16 protein-coding genes are annotated in these 19,216 nt (G+C 34.7%); 1 reads left to right on the plus strand and 15 read right to left on the minus strand.

What is annotated here, in order from left to right; all coding sequences use genetic code 11:
• The first annotated feature begins 104 nt into the window (after positions 1-104).
• Positions 105-530, plus strand: a complete 426-nt coding sequence (locus EHC72_RS01495) for a hypothetical protein (RefSeq protein WP_131535707.1) — start codon at positions 105-107, stop codon at positions 528-530.
• A gap of 43 nt (positions 531-573) precedes the next feature.
• Here the strand turns inward: EHC72_RS01495 and EHC72_RS01500 are convergent, their stop codons facing one another.
• From EHC72_RS01500 to bcp, 15 genes are all read right to left on the minus strand, one after another.
• The gene (locus tag EHC72_RS01500; RefSeq protein WP_131535708.1) at positions 574-1,038 is read right to left on the minus strand and encodes a hypothetical protein; all 465 of its coding nucleotides are present in this window, start codon (positions 1,036-1,038) and stop codon (positions 574-576) included.
• Between the two features lie 122 nt (positions 1,039-1,160).
• On the minus strand, positions 1,161-2,603 hold the full coding sequence (locus EHC72_RS01505; RefSeq protein ID WP_131535709.1) for a glycoside hydrolase family 30 protein: 1,443 nt from the start codon (positions 2,601-2,603) through the stop codon (positions 1,161-1,163).
• Between the two features lie 74 nt (positions 2,604-2,677).
• Positions 2,678-4,978: a glycoside hydrolase family 3 N-terminal domain-containing protein gene (locus EHC72_RS01510; protein ID WP_131535710.1), complete on the minus strand. Its 2,301-nt coding sequence runs from the start codon at positions 4,976-4,978 to the stop codon at positions 2,678-2,680.
• Positions 4,979-5,036: 58 nt separating this feature from the next.
• Positions 5,037-6,446: a RagB/SusD family nutrient uptake outer membrane protein gene (locus tag EHC72_RS01515; RefSeq protein WP_131535711.1), complete on the minus strand. Its 1,410-nt coding sequence runs from the start codon at positions 6,444-6,446 to the stop codon at positions 5,037-5,039.
• 11 nt (positions 6,447-6,457) lie between these two features.
• A complete protein-coding gene (locus EHC72_RS01520; RefSeq protein ID WP_131535712.1) occupies positions 6,458-9,364 on the minus strand; it encodes a SusC/RagA family TonB-linked outer membrane protein in 2,907 nt (968 codons plus the stop codon).
• Between the two features lie 290 nt (positions 9,365-9,654).
• The gene (locus tag EHC72_RS01525) at positions 9,655-11,493 is read right to left on the minus strand and encodes a 7TM diverse intracellular signaling domain-containing protein (protein WP_246029351.1); all 1,839 of its coding nucleotides are present in this window, start codon (positions 11,491-11,493) and stop codon (positions 9,655-9,657) included.
• Positions 11,494-11,616: 123 nt separating this feature from the next.
• On the minus strand, positions 11,617-12,921 hold the full coding sequence (locus tag EHC72_RS01530; RefSeq protein ID WP_131535714.1) for a sensor histidine kinase: 1,305 nt from the start codon (positions 12,919-12,921) through the stop codon (positions 11,617-11,619).
• 10 nt (positions 12,922-12,931) lie between these two features.
• On the minus strand, positions 12,932-13,609 hold the full coding sequence (locus tag EHC72_RS01535) for a response regulator transcription factor (protein ID WP_131535715.1): 678 nt from the start codon (positions 13,607-13,609) through the stop codon (positions 12,932-12,934).
• A gap of 53 nt (positions 13,610-13,662) precedes the next feature.
• Complete coding sequence (locus EHC72_RS01540) at positions 13,663-14,865, minus strand: aspartate aminotransferase family protein (RefSeq protein WP_131535716.1); 1,203 nt, start codon at positions 14,863-14,865, stop codon at positions 13,663-13,665.
• A gap of 70 nt (positions 14,866-14,935) precedes the next feature.
• Complete coding sequence (locus EHC72_RS01545) at positions 14,936-15,376, minus strand: hypothetical protein (protein ID WP_131535717.1); 441 nt, start codon at positions 15,374-15,376, stop codon at positions 14,936-14,938.
• Positions 15,377-15,456: 80 nt separating this feature from the next.
• Positions 15,457-16,110, minus strand: a complete 654-nt coding sequence (locus EHC72_RS01550) for a hypothetical protein (protein WP_131535718.1) — start codon at positions 16,108-16,110, stop codon at positions 15,457-15,459.
• A 33-nt stretch (positions 16,111-16,143) separates the two neighbouring features.
• Positions 16,144-16,704: an RNA polymerase sigma factor gene (locus EHC72_RS01555; protein ID WP_131535719.1), complete on the minus strand. Its 561-nt coding sequence runs from the start codon at positions 16,702-16,704 to the stop codon at positions 16,144-16,146.
• A gap of 90 nt (positions 16,705-16,794) precedes the next feature.
• Positions 16,795-17,751: a transketolase family protein gene (locus EHC72_RS01560; RefSeq protein ID WP_131535720.1), complete on the minus strand. Its 957-nt coding sequence runs from the start codon at positions 17,749-17,751 to the stop codon at positions 16,795-16,797.
• A gap of 76 nt (positions 17,752-17,827) precedes the next feature.
• Positions 17,828-18,673 carry a transketolase gene (locus EHC72_RS01565; protein WP_131535721.1) on the minus strand — a complete coding sequence of 282 codons (846 nt, stop codon included), beginning with the start codon at positions 18,671-18,673 and terminating at the stop codon, positions 17,828-17,830.
• 57 nt (positions 18,674-18,730) lie between these two features.
• Positions 18,731-19,195 (minus strand): thioredoxin-dependent thiol peroxidase, encoded by a 465-nt coding sequence (bcp, locus tag EHC72_RS01570; RefSeq protein WP_131535722.1) that lies wholly within the window; start codon positions 19,193-19,195, stop codon positions 18,731-18,733.
• Positions 19,196-19,216 lie beyond the last annotated feature (21 nt).

The following is a 19,216-nucleotide window of genomic DNA, read 5'->3' on the forward strand; positions in this document are numbered from 1 at the left end:
AAATAATACTCGTAGAATGTCCTTCTTTTATTCATTTTTTAAGTTTAAATGAAGTTTAAAAAATTGGCATAATATTTTAGCTGATGTTTCAAACTTATAACAAAATGAGAAAAATCTTATTATCAGTAGCTGCAGTAGGTTTGCTGGCTACAACCTTGGTTTCTTGTGATAGTACCAAGAAAACTGAAAAAACTACGGATTCAACGGTATCTGCCAATGGCGATACTACGGTTAAAGTGGTTACGAAAACTACAGAAGTAAAAACATCAGAAGTGCCAACGTTTTCAAGCGAAGATGTAAATAGTGGTTTGGCTGATCTTACTAAATTAAAAGACGATTATGTTGCTGCTATAAAAAATAAAAATGCAACAGAAATTCAAGCTTTAACAGAAAAATACAAAGCTTGGTCTCAAAAGGCTACTACTTTAGCTGCTAAATTAAAACCAGAAGAGATTCAAAAATATACCGATTACGTAACTCAAATAAGTAAAGAATGGGGAGAGGCTGCCCACGAAGCACTTAATAATTAAAGAAAAATGGCTGGATCGTAAAGTGATGATACAGCCATTTTTTTTATTTGCAATTGGTTTTAGAAAACTGAATAGCATCACCAAATTTTAATTTATTGATGTTTTTGAATTTTACCTTTCCATTTGCTTCCTCTACCTCCCCAAAGCCTTCTATTAATTTATCGGCTTGTTTTAGCCATACCACCTCTCTAACAGATTCCATTCCTTCAGATTTAAAAGTATAGTTTGCAATTAAAGTGTCGCCCTTAACAACACCTTCAATTTTGCCTGTGTTTTTATCTTTTTCAAACAAGTTATAGCTCAAATCTCCTGAAATTACATTTCCGTTTATATTTAATTTTAACGAAGCTGTATCTCTATTTTTCGCATATAAAAAACACTCGGTTGCAGGGGCAATACTATCCGTTTTTGCTACGGTAGAATCTGTTTGATTGTTGTTTTTTGTATTGCTTTGGCAAGAAGCCATAAATGCTGTTGCAATAGCAATAATTGGGACAATATTTTTCATAATTTATTAAGGTTGATTGTTTTGTATTAACAAAGCGCTTGCCAAAATTGAATATTCAACAAGGCTAAAAAAAAGAAAGCCCCACAAAAGCGGAGCTAACTAACAATTAAACGAAGATTTTTTTACCAAACATAAGTAGCTACAGCACCTTGCGCTAAGGTAGTTGTAACACTTTTGCCAATGTATTTAATGTTAAATGTGGTTTCGCTATTGTTATTATTGCAAACAATAAGTACGGTTTTACCTTCTGGAGTTTTAAAAGCTACATTTTGTAGATTATTGGTAACGTTTGAAGAAATGCGGACTGAACCCGGAGTAACAAATTTTGAAGCATGTGCAATAACATAATATGCCACATTTCTACTTACTGCTGGTGCTACAGTAATAGCGCCTAAGCAACTTGTGCAGCCACCTTTATCCGTATGGGGATTGTAATTTGCATCTGCTGCCAGATTCCATTCTAAAACATTGCGACTCCAATTACGGGTTGCGCCAATAATTAGTGTAGATACATGCCATTTTAAATCCTCAGAGAAATTACCTGGGCCACCAACCCATTGCTCCGTAAAGTATACGTTTTTATCTGGGTGGGCATCATGAACTTTTGTAAGTGCCGAAATATTTCCAGCATATAAATGAAAAGCAGAACCATCAACATATTTCTTAGCTTCTGGATCATTTAAAATCGTAATCGGGTATTCTGGTTTATCTGCATTATGATCGTAAACAATAATTTTTGTTGTGATGCCTGAGGATTTAAATACTGGACCTAAAGCTGTTTTAATAAATTCTGCCTGCGTTAGTGCGTCCATATACATGCTTGGATTATTACCAGGATGCAAAGGCTCGTTTTGTGGCGTAATGGCATCAATAATAATTCCCTCTGCTTTCATTGTTTGGATATACTTTACCAGATATTTAGCATAAGTTTGGTAATACTCTGTTTTTAAACTTCCGCCGATAAAACTTTTGTTAGTTTTCATCCAGGTTGGAGCAGTCCATGGCGAACCTAAAATTTTAATTGAAGGATTTATAGCCACAATCTTTTTAAGTAAAGGAATTAAATCTGCTTGCTCTTTTGCGATAGAGAATTTAGATAAACTTTCATCCGTTTCCCCATCAGCTAAATCATTATAAGTAAAAGGAGTAGCGCTTAAATCAGAAGCACCAATACTTAAACGGATATAACTCACAGCAATGGCATCATCTTTTTTGCCAAAAAGTTCATTTAGTAATTTATCTTTTTCTGCCGCAGGTAACGCGTTAATTAAAGTGGCACTTCCGCCAGTTAGGGTATAGCCAAAACCATCAATACTTTGAAAGGTTGTATTAGGATTTACTTCAATTGAAGGATTGCTATTGGTGGCATCGCTAAAGTTGAGCGCAATATTTTGTTTTTGTAATAAGGCAGATTGATCGCCTTTTGTAAGCCAAAAAGCTACTTCTGTTTTAACTGGTGTTGTACCAACCTGAGGATTTCCGATATCGCCTGATAGTGTTCTTTTAGAAGCACAGGATGTAAATAAAACACTCAGAGCTAAGCTTACGCTGTAAATTGATTTCATGTTTTCGTCTTAAATGATAGGTTTTTACAATAAAAAGGGATGGACAGCTTACTAAAGCCGCCATCCCTCTGGTTTTAATTTGTGTAATTAAAGTTGATTTTCTGATCTCCGATTTGAACTTTAAATTCTCCGGCCTCAGTTACTTTTTTATTTTCTAGGTTTACAACCGCAATATCTTCAGGCGTAATGCTAAAGGTTACTGTTTTAGTTTCTCCAGCCTTTAAATTTATCTTTTCGAAGCCACGTAACCGTTTTACATCTGGCGTAATTAAGCTTGCAACCAAGTCGGATGTATATAACAATACACTTTCTTTTCCTTCTAATTTGCCCGTATTGCTAACTTCTACAGTTATAGTTAAGGTTTCGCCTGCTTTTAAAGTATTACTGCTCAATTTTAAATTACTGTATTTAAAAGTAGTGTAACTTAAACCCTGCCCGAAAACATATTGTGGGTTAAAATCCGAATCGTAATTATAAACACCTTCTACGGTTTCACGGGCTTCAGATGGTTTGTGGTAGTAAGTAAATAATGCATTTGGAAATTGAGGATAAGTATATGGAAGTTTACCAGAAGGATTAACATCACCAAATAAAATGTCGCTCAATGCATCAGCACCAAAGTTACCTGGTAGATATGTTTGAACAACAGCACTCATTTTTTTCTCAAACTTGCTGATGATTCTTGGCCTGCCTTCGTTTAAAATTAAGATTACTGGTTTACCCGTTGCAGCAATTTTTTGTGCCAATTCAGTTTGTAAATCAGAAATGTATAAATCACTTAAATTACCAGGAGATTCTGTGTAAGTATTTTCACCAAGACATAAAATCACAGCATCCGCATTTTTTGCGGCAGCTATGGTTTCTTCCATTTTATCGGCGAAGTCTTCAAAGTATTTACCATCCATTTTATAGCTTACGCCCGGTAAATAAGTAATGTTTGCTGCACCATTTTTATTTTGAAGTGCCTCTACAATTGTATTATAATCTTTAGCAAATTCTTCTACCTTTTCGCCTTGCCAGCTATAGGTCCACGCACCGTTTAAAGTACGCATTGAGTTTGCATTTGGACCAGTAACCAATAATTTCATTCCTTTTTTTAAAGGAAGAATGTTGTTGGAGTTTTTTAATAGGGTGATGGATTCTGCGGCAGTATTATAAGCAGCGGCTTGAAACTCCTTGCTTGCAAATTTTGGATAATCTTTAGGGTTAGTTGTTGGTTTTTCGAATAAACCAGTTGCATATTTAACCATTAAAATACGGCGAACGGCATCATCAATTCTTTCTTGTTTAACTTTACCTTCTTTAACCAGGGCAATTAAATTATCACAAAAAACTTCATAGTTATAAGCAATCATGCTCATATCTATACCTGCATTAATGGCAAGCATAATTGCTTCTTTATCATCTTTAGCAATATGATCTCTTTTAAATAAGTTTTCAATATCACCCCAATCTGTAACCGCCAAACCTTTAAATCCTAACTCCTCCTTTAATAATTTAGTAACAATACTGTAATTAGCATGTACAGGCACTCCGTTTATAATTCCAGAGTTAATCATCACTGTGTGCGCTCCAGCCTCTACAGCGGCCTTAAATGGCGGCAGGTGATATTCTCTCAAAGCCTGATCTGATATATAAGAAGGTGTTCTATCTTTTCCAGTAACGGGAACCTGATAACCTAAAAAGTGTTTTAAGGAAGTTGCAACTTTAAAAGGATTAGCAACGTTATTATCATCGCCTTCGTATCCTTTTACAGCGGCTTTGCCTAATTCGGTAACAACAAATGGATCTTCGCCAAAGCTTTCCCATTGACGAGGAAAACGTGGATCGGCACCTAAATCTAAAATAGGGGCAAAGTTCCATGGAATAGAACTTGCACGGGTTTCGTAAGCCGTAATTGATGCTCCATTTTTTACCAAGCTGCGATTAAAAGTTGCAGCTTGTCCAATTTGTTGTGGAAACATAGTTGCACCAACGGTATAAGTTGCGCCATGAACTTCATCCACACCATAAATTACAGGAATTTTATTTTTGCCTTTTTTAATAGCCACATCTTGAATTTCGCTAATAATTTTATACCAAACTTGTGGTGTACGAGCCCTGTTATTTGAAGTATTTAAAACTGAACCTACATGATATTGGATTAAAGCTTTTTCCATTGCCGCCTGATCCAGGGTAAATGGCTCATCGCTTTCGAAACGATTTTTACCTTTACCAATTACATCGAGTGTGATTTGAGCCATTTGACCAACTTTTTCCTCAAGGGTCATTTTGCTAATCAAGGCATCTATTTTAGCTTGGTTTTTGTTTTGTGCATTAGCACTAATTACGGTTCCTAAAATGAAGAGCGTTAGTAGAGTTTTCCGGAAAATCATATGAGATTGTTTTATAAAACAAAGGCGGCAATTGCCGCCTTTGTAAATTGATAAGAAATTAACGAAGGTTTGGATTTCTATCCAGTTCGGTTTGTGGAATTGGTAGTAAAAGCTTTGCTGCTGTTACATTGTAATTTAATGAATTACCATTTCCATCTTTTTGCGCATTCATCACAGTTATTGCTCTGTTAGTTCTTAACAAATCATACCAGCGGTGACCTTCGAATGCTAATTCTAAACGACGTTCTTTTTCAATTGCTAAACGCATACTTGCTTGGTCGGTTGCTGGCGTAGCACCTAAATTAACACGACCACGAACTGTGTTTACTACATCTTTAGCAGTAGACCATCCGCTTGCACTTAGTTCATTTAAAGCTTCTGCTTTTAATAACATAATATCTGCAAGGCGTAAAATATAAGTATCGGTTTTATCATCCGCTCTATATTTACCAACGTGAGGATAAATAGCTTTATCTTTCCAATAATCATCATCCCATCCAATACCATCAATTAAAATGCTTGATTTTTTACGAACAACATCATTTTCTGCATTAAAGGTATTTACCAAATCGTTTGTTGGTGTATTGAATTTTTTCCAACCTGCACCAAAAAGCTGACTAGGCATCCAGTTACCATGTAAACCACCCCAACCATCATATTGCATTTCCCAAATGGCTTCAGAGTTGTTTTTATGCTGAGAATCCCAAAGGAAATCATAGTTAGATACCAATGAATAACCACCACTAATTACCGCATCTGCATAGGTATTTACCTTTGTCCAATCTGGATTAGGCTTACTTGCATAAACTTTAGCTAATAATGCATTAGCAACACCTTTAGTTACAATGCCTTTATTGGGTGCAGTGGTACGTGCATTTTGTACGCCATACTCTAAATCTGCAATAATTTGAGCATAAATTTGATCAACAGTAGATTTCGATGGAGATAAATCCTCGTTTGTTACCGGGATTTTTAACACAAGTGGTGCAGCACCCCATAATCTTACCACATTAAAGTACATGTAGGCACGTAAAATGCGAGCCTCAGCCAAAATTTGCTTACGGCGATCGTTTACATCTAATTTAGAATCGGCAATTTTTGGAACGTTATCCGTTACCAAATTACAATTTTTAATGTCTTTGTATAAAGCTGTATAATCACGGCTAACATTGGCATTTGTGTTGATTACCGTAAAAAGATCCAACTGGATATTGTTTGGGTTATCACCACCTGCGTAACAGTTATCTGCAATTACATCACCATTCGTCATAAAATCCATGATGTGGAAATCATTATACATTCCATCATAAACGCCCTGGATTAATTTTTCTGCTGCTGCAGCATCGGCAAAAGCAACATCAGGCGTAACCTGACTGATTGGTTGTTTATCTAAAAAGTCTTTCTTACAACTGCTCAAAGCCAATGTAAGGGTGCCGGCAGCGATTATTGAATATATTTTAAGTTTCATTCTGTTTAAAATTAAAAGCCTACGTTAACACCAAATAAAAATGTTCTTGATTGTGGGTAAGTACCATAATCTATACCCATTGATGGGCTGTTACCGCTGTAACGCTGTACCTCTGGATCAAAACCTGAATAATTAGTAAAGGTTAATAAGTTATAACCAGTTGCAAAAACAGTTATCTTGCTCATGTTCAGTTTTTTTAGCGTGTTTGCACCGAAGTTGTAAGATAATGTTGCTGATTTTAAACGTAAATAAGAACCATCTTCAACAAATCTACTTGATGTACGTGAGTTATCCGTATTTCCCTTTGTAACCTTTGGTATGTTTGTAATTTGACCAGGAGTAGTCCATCTGTCTAATACTGCTGTAGATTGGTTTTTAGAATCGTATAAACCTTCTAAATCAATTCTTGAAGCATTAAAAATGTCGTTACCCTGTACACCTTGGAAAAAGAATGATAAGCCAAAAGAACCATAAGTTAAGTTATTGTTTACCCCATATGTGAATTTTGGTTGCGCATTTCCAATGTAAGTACGATCACCGGCATCAACGCTACCATTGTTGTTTAAATCAGCATACATTGCATTACCAGTTTGAGGATTAACGCCCTGGAAAACGTAACCATAAAAAGCACCTAACGGTTTTCCAACCTCTACTCTAATGGCTTGGTCACGGCTATCAATACCACCAAAATCAATTGATGATAATGAATTACCCAAACTAGTTACCTTGTTGCGATTTAAAGAGAAGTTTAAATCTGTAGACCAGGTGAATTTACTTTTAACAAAGTTTTTGGTGGATAAAACAAACTCTAAACCTTTATTTTCCATTGAACCTACGTTTCTGGCTTGTGTATTAAAACCAGTGCTAAGTGCTAAAGGAACGTTTAAAAGTAAGTCATTTGTTTTCTTTAAATAAGCATCAGCAGTAAAAGTAATTCTAGAGTTGAACATGCTTAAATCCAAACCAATGTTAGTTTGAGTTGTTTTTTCCCATGTTAAATCAGGGTTTGCCAATTGAATAAAATTGTAAGAACCTTGAGTAGTTGGCTGATATAATTCTAGGTAAGCATAATCTCCAATACCTTCATCGTTACCAACTTTACCCCAGCTACCTCTAATTTTTAAATCGTTAATGGTTTTGCTTTCCTTCATGAAGTTTTCTCCAGAAATACGCCATCCCACCGAAGCAGAAGGGAAGTATCCATAACGTTTATCTGGTGCAAAACGAGAAGAACCATCCGCACGGAAGTTAGAACTGAACAAGTATTTGCTATCGTAAGCATAGGTTACACGTGCTAAATAAGAACGTTTAGACCATTGCGCAAAAGATGGTAGCGTTGCAGTAATTGAAGTAGCTGCTGGCAATAAATTCTTATTTGCATCTAAATATTTAGAATCTTCGTAGTTGTAATATTTGTAATCAGATTCTTGGATAGTCATACCACCTGTAGCTGTAAAAGCATTTTTACCCACATTTTTGGTATAGTTAACAATGTTTTCATTTAACCAAACATTATCCTTAGTTCTATTACTTTGGAATCTTCCTTGTTGAGTTCTACCATATTCAGACATGTATGGATCTAAGAAGTTGCTGTAACGATTTCTGTTTAAGTTGGTGCTGATACTTGATTTTAAGTATAAATCTTTAGTGAAATTTACTTGAGCAGCAAATGAACCTAAGAAACGGAAGTTATTTGTTCCGTTAGTCATACGGTATGCATAAGCAATTGGATTTTCCCAACCACCTTGATTTGGATTACCTGCATACTGACCTAAGTTATTATAGATTCCGATAGTTGGAGGAGTAGATAAGGCAGCTAAAATTACACCACCACCAGCAACACCACTATTATCGCCAACATCAACTGATTTTCTATACGTAAATGCAGCGGTACCAGTTAATTTTAACCAGCTTGTAATATTTTGTGATCCATTAAAGTTAGCAGTATATTTATCTAAAACTGCTGGTGCAACAGTACCTTTATCTTGTTGGTAACCAGTAGAGAAATAATATTGACCGCCTTTAATACCTCCAGATAAAGAAAGTTGGTAATTGTTTTGAGTTCCAGTACCGAAAGTAACATCCTGCCAATCTGTATCCTGATTTCCAAAAGCAGTATAATTCATATCCTTCATTAAGGCATTATATTGTGCCGCATTTAAAACATCAACTTTTTGCCATAAGTTAGAAAAACCAGTGAAAGCATTAAATGCTACTCTCATTTTATCCGAACTACCTTTTTTGGTTGTTATTAAAACAACACCATTAGCACCGCTTGAACCATAAATGGCAGCCGCTGATGCATCTTTCAAAATGGTTAATGTTTCTATATCCCCTGGATTTAAAAAGTCTGCATTTCTTGAAGTTACTCCATCAATTACGTACAAAGGACTATTTGAGGCTGTGATTGAAGTATTACCCCTAATGCTAACCGATACACCTGAACCAGGTTTACCTGATTGTGAGATTACCTGAACGCCCGCCGCTTTACCTTGAATGGCTTGCAATGGATTGGTTACCGGTTGATTCTCTATATCTTTAGATGAAATAGACACTACGGCTGTTGTTAAATCTTTTTTAGTTGTTGTACCGTAACCAATTACCACAACTTCATTTAATTGTTGGTTATCATCAGATAGGGTTACGTTAATGTTTGTGCGGTTATTTACAACCTCTTCAAGTGTTTTAAAACCAATGAATGAAAATTCTAATGTCGCGTTTTTTGGAGCGTTAATGGTATAAGAACCATTATCCTGTGTAGAGGCGCCTTGGTTAGTTCCTTTTACCTTTACGGATACTCCAGGTAGGGGCAAACCCTTTTGATCTTTTACCTGGCCTTTAATGGTTACATTCTGTGCCATACTCAAAGAGATTCCGCATAGAATACACACCATAAGCAATGTAAACTTTTTTCTCATAATTTTGCTTTAGTTAATTAATACGCGGTAAAGTTAACACCGAATTAATCTAAAATGCAAGTATTTGAAACAATTATTTTCTATGTAAGTTATTGATAATTAGTTTGTTATATTTAATTCGATACGCTTTAATACCGTTAATTTATTATTGCTTTTAGCCTTGATTATCAGCCGTTAAGGGTCTTAATGTAGTATGTTCTCAGTATCATTTTGATACGCTTAAATACCTATTAGATTAAGCTAAAAAAATATGAATACAACAGCTTTATGACGGATAAATGAGATAAGAATTACTCAATTACGAGTTGACTCCAGCCATTTTTAGCTGATTTCTTTAAAGTTTTCTTCCTATCATCCATAACCTTTTTTATGCGGGTTCCAAATGTCCAACAAGTGCTTTGTCGGATAGAAAGTAATTCTGATAATTTATGAGATGAAATTTTCCCTTTTGAAGAATAAATCAGGAAAATCATATAAAAAGCTTTATTAATTGGAATCCGTGTATTATGGAAAATGGTATAAGTGGTTACTGATTCTTCATAGCCACATTTACTGCAACGGCGGCTATGCAAAATGTGCCCATTAAAATAATGATCATTACTACATTTGCGACAATGATAGCCCTTATTCCATTTCAGTTCTGCCAAAAACTCGTAGCAACTTTCCTTATCAGGATATATTTTGCTAAACTCCTCAAAATCTACCTCGGTAGACATTACTCTATCTCTCGAAACCTTTTCTACGCTTGTTTGTAATTCTTCATTATCTTGCTCAAGCAAAACATTCATTCTTGAAATTTCTTCAGCCTGCTGTTGTAATAAAGAATTTGCTTCTTCAAGAGCTTGATTTTTACTTTCAATAATTAATGATTTGTGGTAAACCTCACGTGTGCGTTCTTCTACCTTACTTTCTAGTTCTTGATTTAAGGTATCTTTCAGCTTTGCGTTAACCGCCATTTGCCTAATCATTTTCTGCTGAACGCTATCTTTTTTCTTCTTTAAAATCCTAACCTTATCGCCAATTGCAAAAGACAGGAACACCATTTCCAAAACAAAGCAAAAGCTTAGGCTGTAGTAACTTATCACGCCAAAGTTTAACCAGGCAATGCCTAGCATAATTAAAAACTTTAAAGTAAAGCCTGCAAAAAGAAAACTATAGCCCAATACAAAGAAACGGGCAGGTTGATAACCATTTTTATAGATGTAAATGCCGGTAAAAAAGGCTACTGAAAGTGGAATAGCCTCAATAAATTTATAGCTAAACAGCGATTGATCAAATAGATAGCAATAAACAAAAAATACTAATCTGCATATTATAACCCCAACAATAACTTGGTTTAATTTTGGAGCCTTTAACTTAACAAGAAGCAATTCTCTGGTAAAAAGTAAGGCGAATATGCTCGTTGCACAAAGAGCAAAAGCGTAGGCAACCTGATTCCAACCAGGGGCATTTGGCCATAAGTATTGGTAGGCAATACCATCCGTGCTCATTTCAAAAAAACCAACACTTAAATTATATAATACATAATATAAATATTGTTTTTGCCTAATGGCAATGTACATAATTAGGTTATAGAAGCTAAAAACCAGAATCATTCCATAAAAAATGCCGAAATAAAAATATTCATCCAATGCATAAGAAATAAACCATTCGGCGCTACGCAAAACAATAATCACATCAGAAATTTGCGATGATTTTATTTTGAAATAATAAGTTTGAATGGCTTCTCCATCATTCTGAATAGGAATTTCGAAATTTTTATGATGAATAAGTCTTTTGCTAAAAGGATTTGAATCTCCTAATTCTTCAACTTTAAAACTCTGATCATTTTGTGGAATATAAGCTGTAATATGATCTATTGTTTGATCGAAAAATTCCAGTAAAAAAGGTTTTTTCGCTAAATCATTAGCTTTTATTTTAATTTTAAACCAATAGGTTGTATTAAGTTTTTTAGTTTGGGGTGTGCTGGAAGTACTGGCTTTAAATTTTTGATCGAAGGGTTTGCTTTTGATGGCTTCAAAAGAATATTGGTCTTTAGCATCTTCAAGGACTTCAATTTCCTTAAAAGTAAAAATATGCTGTGGTATCGAATCCAGGATTTGTACAGCTTTTTGCGCCTTTAAATCCATTACAAAAGAGATTAAAAAGCAACAAATCAGGAAAAATCTAACTTTTTGTGGATTCAACATAAACCACAAAGGTAATAAATTGATTCATGTGTTAACGCTTACATAAATCAGTTAAGTTTCATTTTAAAAGGTTAAGGCTATCGCAGTTCCTTTCCCTTCTTCAGATTGAATATCAATTTCAATTTTATGGAATTTAGCAATACTCTGTACTATTGCCAAGCCTAAACCAAAGCCATGTTCCTCTGTATTGCCTCGTTTAAAACGATCGAAAGCATCTTCTACCAGGTCTTTACTCATACCTAAACCAGTATCAATTACGGTTAAAACAAATTTTTGCTGCTGCATTTCACCGTTTATTGTAATAAAACCACCCTCGATATTATACTTTATTCCATTATTAATAATATTCATTAACAAAGTATGAATCAGTGCTTTATTGCCCATAAAGCTGAAATCACTTTTTAAATTCAGGCTGAAACTAATTTTTTTGTCCGCAATTCGATCTTCCAATTCCTCATAAATATCTTCAAGTTCCTGTTTAATATCTATTTCTTCTGTTTTTAAATATTGATTGTTTTCTACTTTAGAAATTAATAGCAAACTATTTATAATTATTTTTAACCTATTGAGTGTTTTTAAAGAAGCGAATATTTTATTTTCGTGTTCCACAGGAATATTCGGGGTGCTCAACATGTTCTCAAACCTAGTACTTAGGATCGAAATAGGGGTGAGCAACTCGTGAGATACGTTAGCGATAAACTGCTTTTCGAGTAAAAACAGATTATTAATCTTTCGCATTAATGAATTTATACTGTTATCGAGGATTTTGAAATCGTCCGTATTTGTTGGGATATTTTCGTAATTGTAGTGTGATGGATCATCTACAAGGTTAATCTTTTTGTCGATAATCAGATAAAAAGGCTTAAGCAGGAAATTAGAAAAGGTATAATCCGTAACCAAAGTAATTAAAAGAGCCGCTATAAGCACAATTAACATGTAAAAACGGATTGTGCTTTTTATTGATTGAAGCGAAGTCATACTTTCGCCAATTTCTAAATTATACCAGTTGGTGTGGTATATAAACTTGTAATTTAGAATTCTATAAAACTCTACATCACCTTCAATTTCCCTTTCTTCAGTAACAATAACTGCTGCAGAATCTCTTTGATTGTCAGGGATATCGGTTAAAGTGATGTACTCCTCCTTTAAGATATTGTAATCAGTATAAGATTGCTGGTCGTTTAAAAGGCTATCAATCTCATTGTCACTCAGGTGTTTAATGATTTTTCCTTTCTTTTTAATCAATCGGTTATCCAATTGATTATAGGCAAGTTTATCTATTGAGAATAAAATTATGGAACCTAAAACCAGGATAATAGCAATTTTAGTAACCGCATTGTATAAAGAAAACTTAACCTGTAGCTTCATTTTAATGCTTTTAGCAGTTAATCCTGTAGCCGATACTTCTTACAGTTTCAAACCAATCTGTTTGATTTACGGCTGAAAGTTTTTTACGAAGATTTTTTACATGTACATCAACAAAGTTTGAATCTGAGTTTACTTCTAAAATATCTCCCCAAACGTGTTCTGTGAGGCTCATTCTGGAAACGACCCGATTTTTATTAAGGACGAGATAGTTGAAAATTTCAAATTCTTTTTTAGTTAAATTTAACCTTTCCTCGCCAAAAGAAACCGTTCTATTCTGAATATTTAAAAGGAAATTATGAACGTTTATTTCGTTTTTTTCGAGTTTGTGTTTCCTGCGGATAATTGCGTGCATGCGGGCAAGCAGCTCATTCAATGAAAAAGGTTTTGGCAAATAATCATCTGCGCCTTCATCTAATCCCTTAATACGATCATCAACAGCACTTCTCGCGGTTAAAATAATCACTGCATCATCTCTATCTTTTAATGCTTTTAATTGTTTTAAAACATCAAAGCCATCGCCATCAGGCAAGCCCAAATCCAAAAGAATAAAGTCGTAATTATTTACAAATATTTTCTCTTCCGCGGATGATTTTTTCCAGGCATGTTCTACAATAAACCCTTCATTGCTTAAAAATTCATCCATTTCTAGCGCAAGACTTTTCTCGTCTTCAACAATTAAAACGTTCATTAGATTAGCTTTTTATGATTAATAGTTTCCTGATATACCAATAACCTTATTATTTAGTTATTATGGTTCCCGGCAACTAAGTTAACGTTTTTCAGAATTATAGCACAGGCTTCTTCAATTTCTTCTTTTGTAATAATTAGCGGTGGCGCAATGCGCATTGAATTGCTGCAATGCAAAAACCAATCACTAATAATTCCATCTGCTATACAAGCATCTATTATTTTTTTATTGATTTCGAAACTTTCAAATTCTACAGCCAACATTAAACCTTTACCACGGATTTCTTTAATTGCAGAATGTTTTAGCAAGCTTTTAAATAGCTGTCCTTTTGCTTCAACACCAGTAACAATTTGCTCGTCAATTAAAACATTCAAGGTTGCTAAACCAGCAGCGCAACAAACAGGATGCCCTCCAAAAGTTGTCATATGCCCTAAAATTGGATTATTTGATAGAACAGACATAATTTCGGAAGAGGAAATAAATGCTCCAATAGGCATTCCACCTCCAATTCCCTTCGCTAATAATAAAATATCAGGAACAATGTTGAGATGCTCAAAAGCAAACATTTTACCTGAACGGCCGAAACCACTTTGTATTTCATCAAAAACAAGTAAGGTTCCTGTTTCAGTACATTTTTTTCTTAAAGCATGAAAATATTCAGCATCTCCAACTCTAATTCCGGCTTCACCCTGAATAGGCTCAATAAATACGGCAGCAGTTTCTTTGGTTATTAAATTTAAATCATCATGTTGGTTAAAGTTAATAAAGCTCACATTAGGCAGAAATGGTCCATAACCAGAAGAATAAAAGTCGCTTTCCATTAAACTTTCTGCACCTTGGGTACTACCGTGATAGGCATTTTTACAAGCTACAAAGCCCTTTCGGCCTGTATAGCGCTTAGCCAGTTTCATTGCGCCTTCTACAGCCTCGGCACCAGAATTTACAAAATAAGTGCAACTTAGGTTTTCAGGTAAAACATCCGCTAGTGCTTTTGCAAAATTTACCTGTGGATTTTGAACATATTCGCCATAAACCATCAAATGCATATAGGTTTCTGCTTGTTGTTGAATGGCTTTTACTACTTTTGGATGGCAATGCCCAACATTACTTACGCCAATGCCGGCAATAAGATCCATGTATTTTTTATTATCCTGATCGTAAATATACAAGCCATTGGCTTTTACAAATTCCAATAAAAGGGGCTCAGGCGATGTTTGTGCATTATGTTGTAAAAACAACTGACGTTGTGTAAGCATGGCACAAAAGTACAGAAATGATATAGGCTTTAAAACAAAAAAGACCTACATTACTGTAAGTCTTTTTTTGTTATTGTTTTTGAGCACCTTTATATCGGTTAAGCAACTCTCGTTTAAAACCTTCTTGAGCCCGGTAAAATTTTCCAACAACTTTAATCGGTAAGCTTGATTTTAATTTATTGTAATACTTTTTATCAAGATTAAGATCTCTTTGTTTGAAATCAAATTCACTGGTAATTAAACTTTGAACCTGAGCATCTGATAAATTATCGATTTCGTCAGTTTTTCTGAAAGAAATCATTTTTTGCATGCGTTCCTTACGTAAGTCGTTTTGCTCACGCTGCATTTCATTATAAATTGGCCAGAATATTTTAGCTTCATCGGGAGATAAATCAAGTTTCTGGGTAAAGTAAGCGATTTTAAGCGATTCTATTTCCTCACCCTTTGGTCTTTGTGCCCAAAGCATGGTTGGTAATAAAAGTAATAAGGCAGCGAAAAATAAGTTTTTCATCTTTTTAATTGTTTTTCATTGGCGAAGTTATCATGATTTATTTTCTGATTGAGGTTAGAATCATGATTATTTTCAGTCCATTAATTGTTTAATTCTTGAGCTAAATCATTTGAAGAGAAATGACTCAAGATGTAGTTTTCCATTTCTGTATCTGACGCAGAAGTAGTTTTTGTATTTGATTTTGCTGTGCTTCCAGCTTCTAAATGGTCAATTATTGTATTTTCATCAATATCATATAACATTTGTTCGTTAGCAAACTCAGCGGCTCTAATTTCGCTTACTGAATTTCCTTGATTTTGATAAAGGTAAAGTCCAAAAGAAGAGATTAATAAGAAACAAGCGGCACTTGCATATTTAAATAAATTTTTACTCCAAAGTGGAACAACTTTAGTTTCTTTCTTCGGCTCTAAAGCCTCAATTTTACTGTTAATTCGGTTTTGTAAGCTATCGAAATAATTTTCTGGTACTCCAAAAGCGCTTACTGCCTTTGGTATTGTAGCTAAAGTGATAGCTGTTTCAAGGCGTGCTGTTAGTTCTTCAAAATAATGCGGGGGAACTTCAAAATTGTTTGCTGTAGATTTTTCTTTAAGATTTTCTAAAAAAACAGAAGAAAAAACCGACTCATTTAAATTGTCAAAATATCCATCGGGCACACCAAAAGGATTACGTTTGCCCATAGCCGCAAGGGTAGGTGCTTCATTAATCCAATCATTATTTTCTATATTTTCATTCATCACTAATATATGATACAATTCAGATCAAAAGGTTTAATAATCTATTTCATCATTTGTTATAATTGCTTCAATTTTTTTTGCAGCAATATGAAATGATGCTTTTAGCGCTCCTACTGAAGTGCCTAAAACTTCTGATATCTCTTCATATTTCATATCATCAAAATATTTCATATTAAAAATAATCCGTTGTTTTTCTGGTAAGGTTAAAATGGCTTTTTGAAGTTTTAGTTCAAGTTTATCGCCATTAAAATAGGATGATGCTACAAGATTATCGGCTAGTTCGGATGATACCTCATCCAAAGGAGTATTATTTCTTTGTTTTTGTTTGTTTAAAAAAGTGATGGATTCGTTTGTCGCGATTCTATAAATCCAGGTGTACAGCTGAGAATCACTTCTAAATTTATCCAGGTTTTTCCAAACTTTAACAAAAACCTCCTGAATCAAATCGTCACAATCATCATGATTAAGCACTAACCGTCTGATGTGCCAATATATTTTTTGCTGATATTTTTTTAAAAGCAAGTTAAAGGCTTCATTTCGAGTTTTCTCGACAGCAAACATTGCAAGAATTTCTGAATCTTCAACTTGTTTCATTAAGGGATGATTTTCTTTGTTAACCAGAAAGGCACCAAGTTCACCAAGTTTAAAATACTTAGTGTGCTCAGTGCCTTTGTAATTTAGTAACTATTTTTTTCTGCCGATTACTTTCTGTACAGCTTCAACAATGTTTACAGCATCTAAGCCATATTTAGCCATTAATTGATCTGGTGTACCACTTTCGCCAAAAGTATCATTTGTAGCAACAAATTCTTGTGGGGTAGGTAGCTCAGTTGTTAATAAACGGGCAACACTTTCGCCTAAACCACCAAATTTATTGTGCTCTTCGCAAGTTACTACGCAACCAGTTTTCTTTACTGATTTTAAGATCGCTTCCTCGTCTAATGGCTTAATGGTGTGTATATTAATGATTTCTGCATCAATACCTAGCTCTGCTAATTTCTCGCCAGCTTCAATTGCTTTCCAAACCATGTGGCCTGTTGCAATAATGGTTACATCAGTACCTTCATTAACCATCCATGCTTTACCGATTTCAAATTTTTGATCAGGATCTGTAAACACAGGGATAATCGGGCGACCGAAACGTAAATAAACAGGGCCTTCATATTCGGCAATTGCTAATGTTGCAGCTTTAGTTTGGTTATAATCACATGGATTTATTACTACCATACCTGGCAACATTTTCATTAAGCCTATATCTTCTAAAATTTGGTGTGTTGCACCATCTTCACCTAGCGTTAAGCCCGCGTGTGAAGCACAAATTTTAACATTTTTATTTGAGTAAGCTACTGATTGACGAATCTGATCGTAAACACGACCGGTAGAGAAGTTAGCAAAAGTACCTGTAAAAGGAATTTTACCGCCAATTGTCATACCAGCTGCTATACCAATCATGTTTGCTTCTGCAATACCAACTTGAGTAAAACGCTCAGGGAAATCTTTGATAAAAGCATCCATTTTTAATGAGCCAACTAAATCGGCACATAAAGCTACAACGTTTTCGTTTTTCTTTCCTGCTTCATGCAAACCAGCTCCAAAGCCCGAACGTGTATCTTTTTTCTCTGTGTATGTATATTTTTTCATTTTGTTTTTTAGATATGAGATTTTTAGACATCAGATAAGAGATTCAAATCTCATACCTCAACGCTAAAATCTGATTTTAGTAATCTCCTAAAGTTTCTGGTAGTTGCGCTAAAGCTGCAGCCAATTGCTCATCGTTAGGAGCAGTACCATGCCATTTGTGCGATCCCATCATATAATCTACTCCAGCGCCCATTTGAGTGCTCATTAAGTTTAAAATAGGTTTGCCTTTTCCTGTTAGGGTTTTAGCATAGTGCAATCCTTCTACAATGGCTTGCATATCGTTACCGTCAGTATTGATTACATGCCATCCAAAAGCTTCAAACTTAGCTTGTAAGCTATCTAAAGAAAGTACTTTTTTAGTTGGGCCATCAATTTGCTGTCCGTTATAATCAACACTACAAATCAAGTGGTCTAATTCATGAAAAGGAGCAAACATGGCAGCTTCCCAATTTTGGCCTTCTTGTAATTCTCCATCACCGTGTAAAGTGAAAACATAAGATTTATCACCGTTCAATCTTTTAGTTAGCGCTGCGCCAATAGCAACAGACATACCCTGACCTAATGAACCTGAAGCTACGCGAATACCAGGTAAGCCTTCGTGTGTAGTTGGGTGTCCTTGCAATCTCGAATCAAGTTTACGGAAGGTAGCCAATTCTGATTTATCGAAATAACCTGCGTGTGCTAAAGTACTATACCAAACTGGAGAAATATGGCCGTTGGATAGGAAGAATAAATCTTCGCCAATACCATCCATAGTAAACTCTTTATTGTGATTTAAAACTTCGAAATACAAAGCTGTAAAAAAGTCTGCGCAACCTAATGAACCACCTGGGTGGCCAGATTGACATCCGTGAACCATTCTTACAATATCTCGTCTTATCTGCGAAGCAATATCTTCTAATTCTTTAATTGTATGTTTCATTAAAATAAGCGGTTGTTGTTATATAACAAAGGTAATATTTTACTTGCTATATCATAATTAGTTATTGATTAAATCCAGCACTTGCTGAGTAGCATTTTTTGTGTCTACTTTTTTAATGATGTGGGCAATTTTGCCTTCACCATTAATTATGAAGGTAGTTCTTACGGTACCCATATATTTTTTACCGTACATATTTTTTTCTGCCCAAACGCCGTAATCATTTACAATTTTTTGGTCGGCATCTGCAAGCAAAGTAAAAGGTAAACTATGTTTGGTTACAAATTTATGGTGAGATTTTTCATCATCAACGCTAACGCCTAAAACAATAATGCCTTTAGCGGTTAAGCCTTGATAATTGTCTCTAAAATCACAAGCTTCGGCAGTGCAGCCTGGCGTATCATCTTTTGGATAAAAATAAAGTATAACAGTTTTACCTTTATAATCGCTTAAAGAAATAGAATTTCCATTCTGGTCTTTTGCTGTAATAGCGGGTGCCTGATCACCTTCTTTTAATTCTGCCATATTTTTTATAATTGATTTTAT

Source organism: Pedobacter nototheniae, from assembly GCF_004335085.1.
Lineage (GTDB): Bacteria > Bacteroidota > Bacteroidia > Sphingobacteriales > Sphingobacteriaceae > Pedobacter > Pedobacter nototheniae.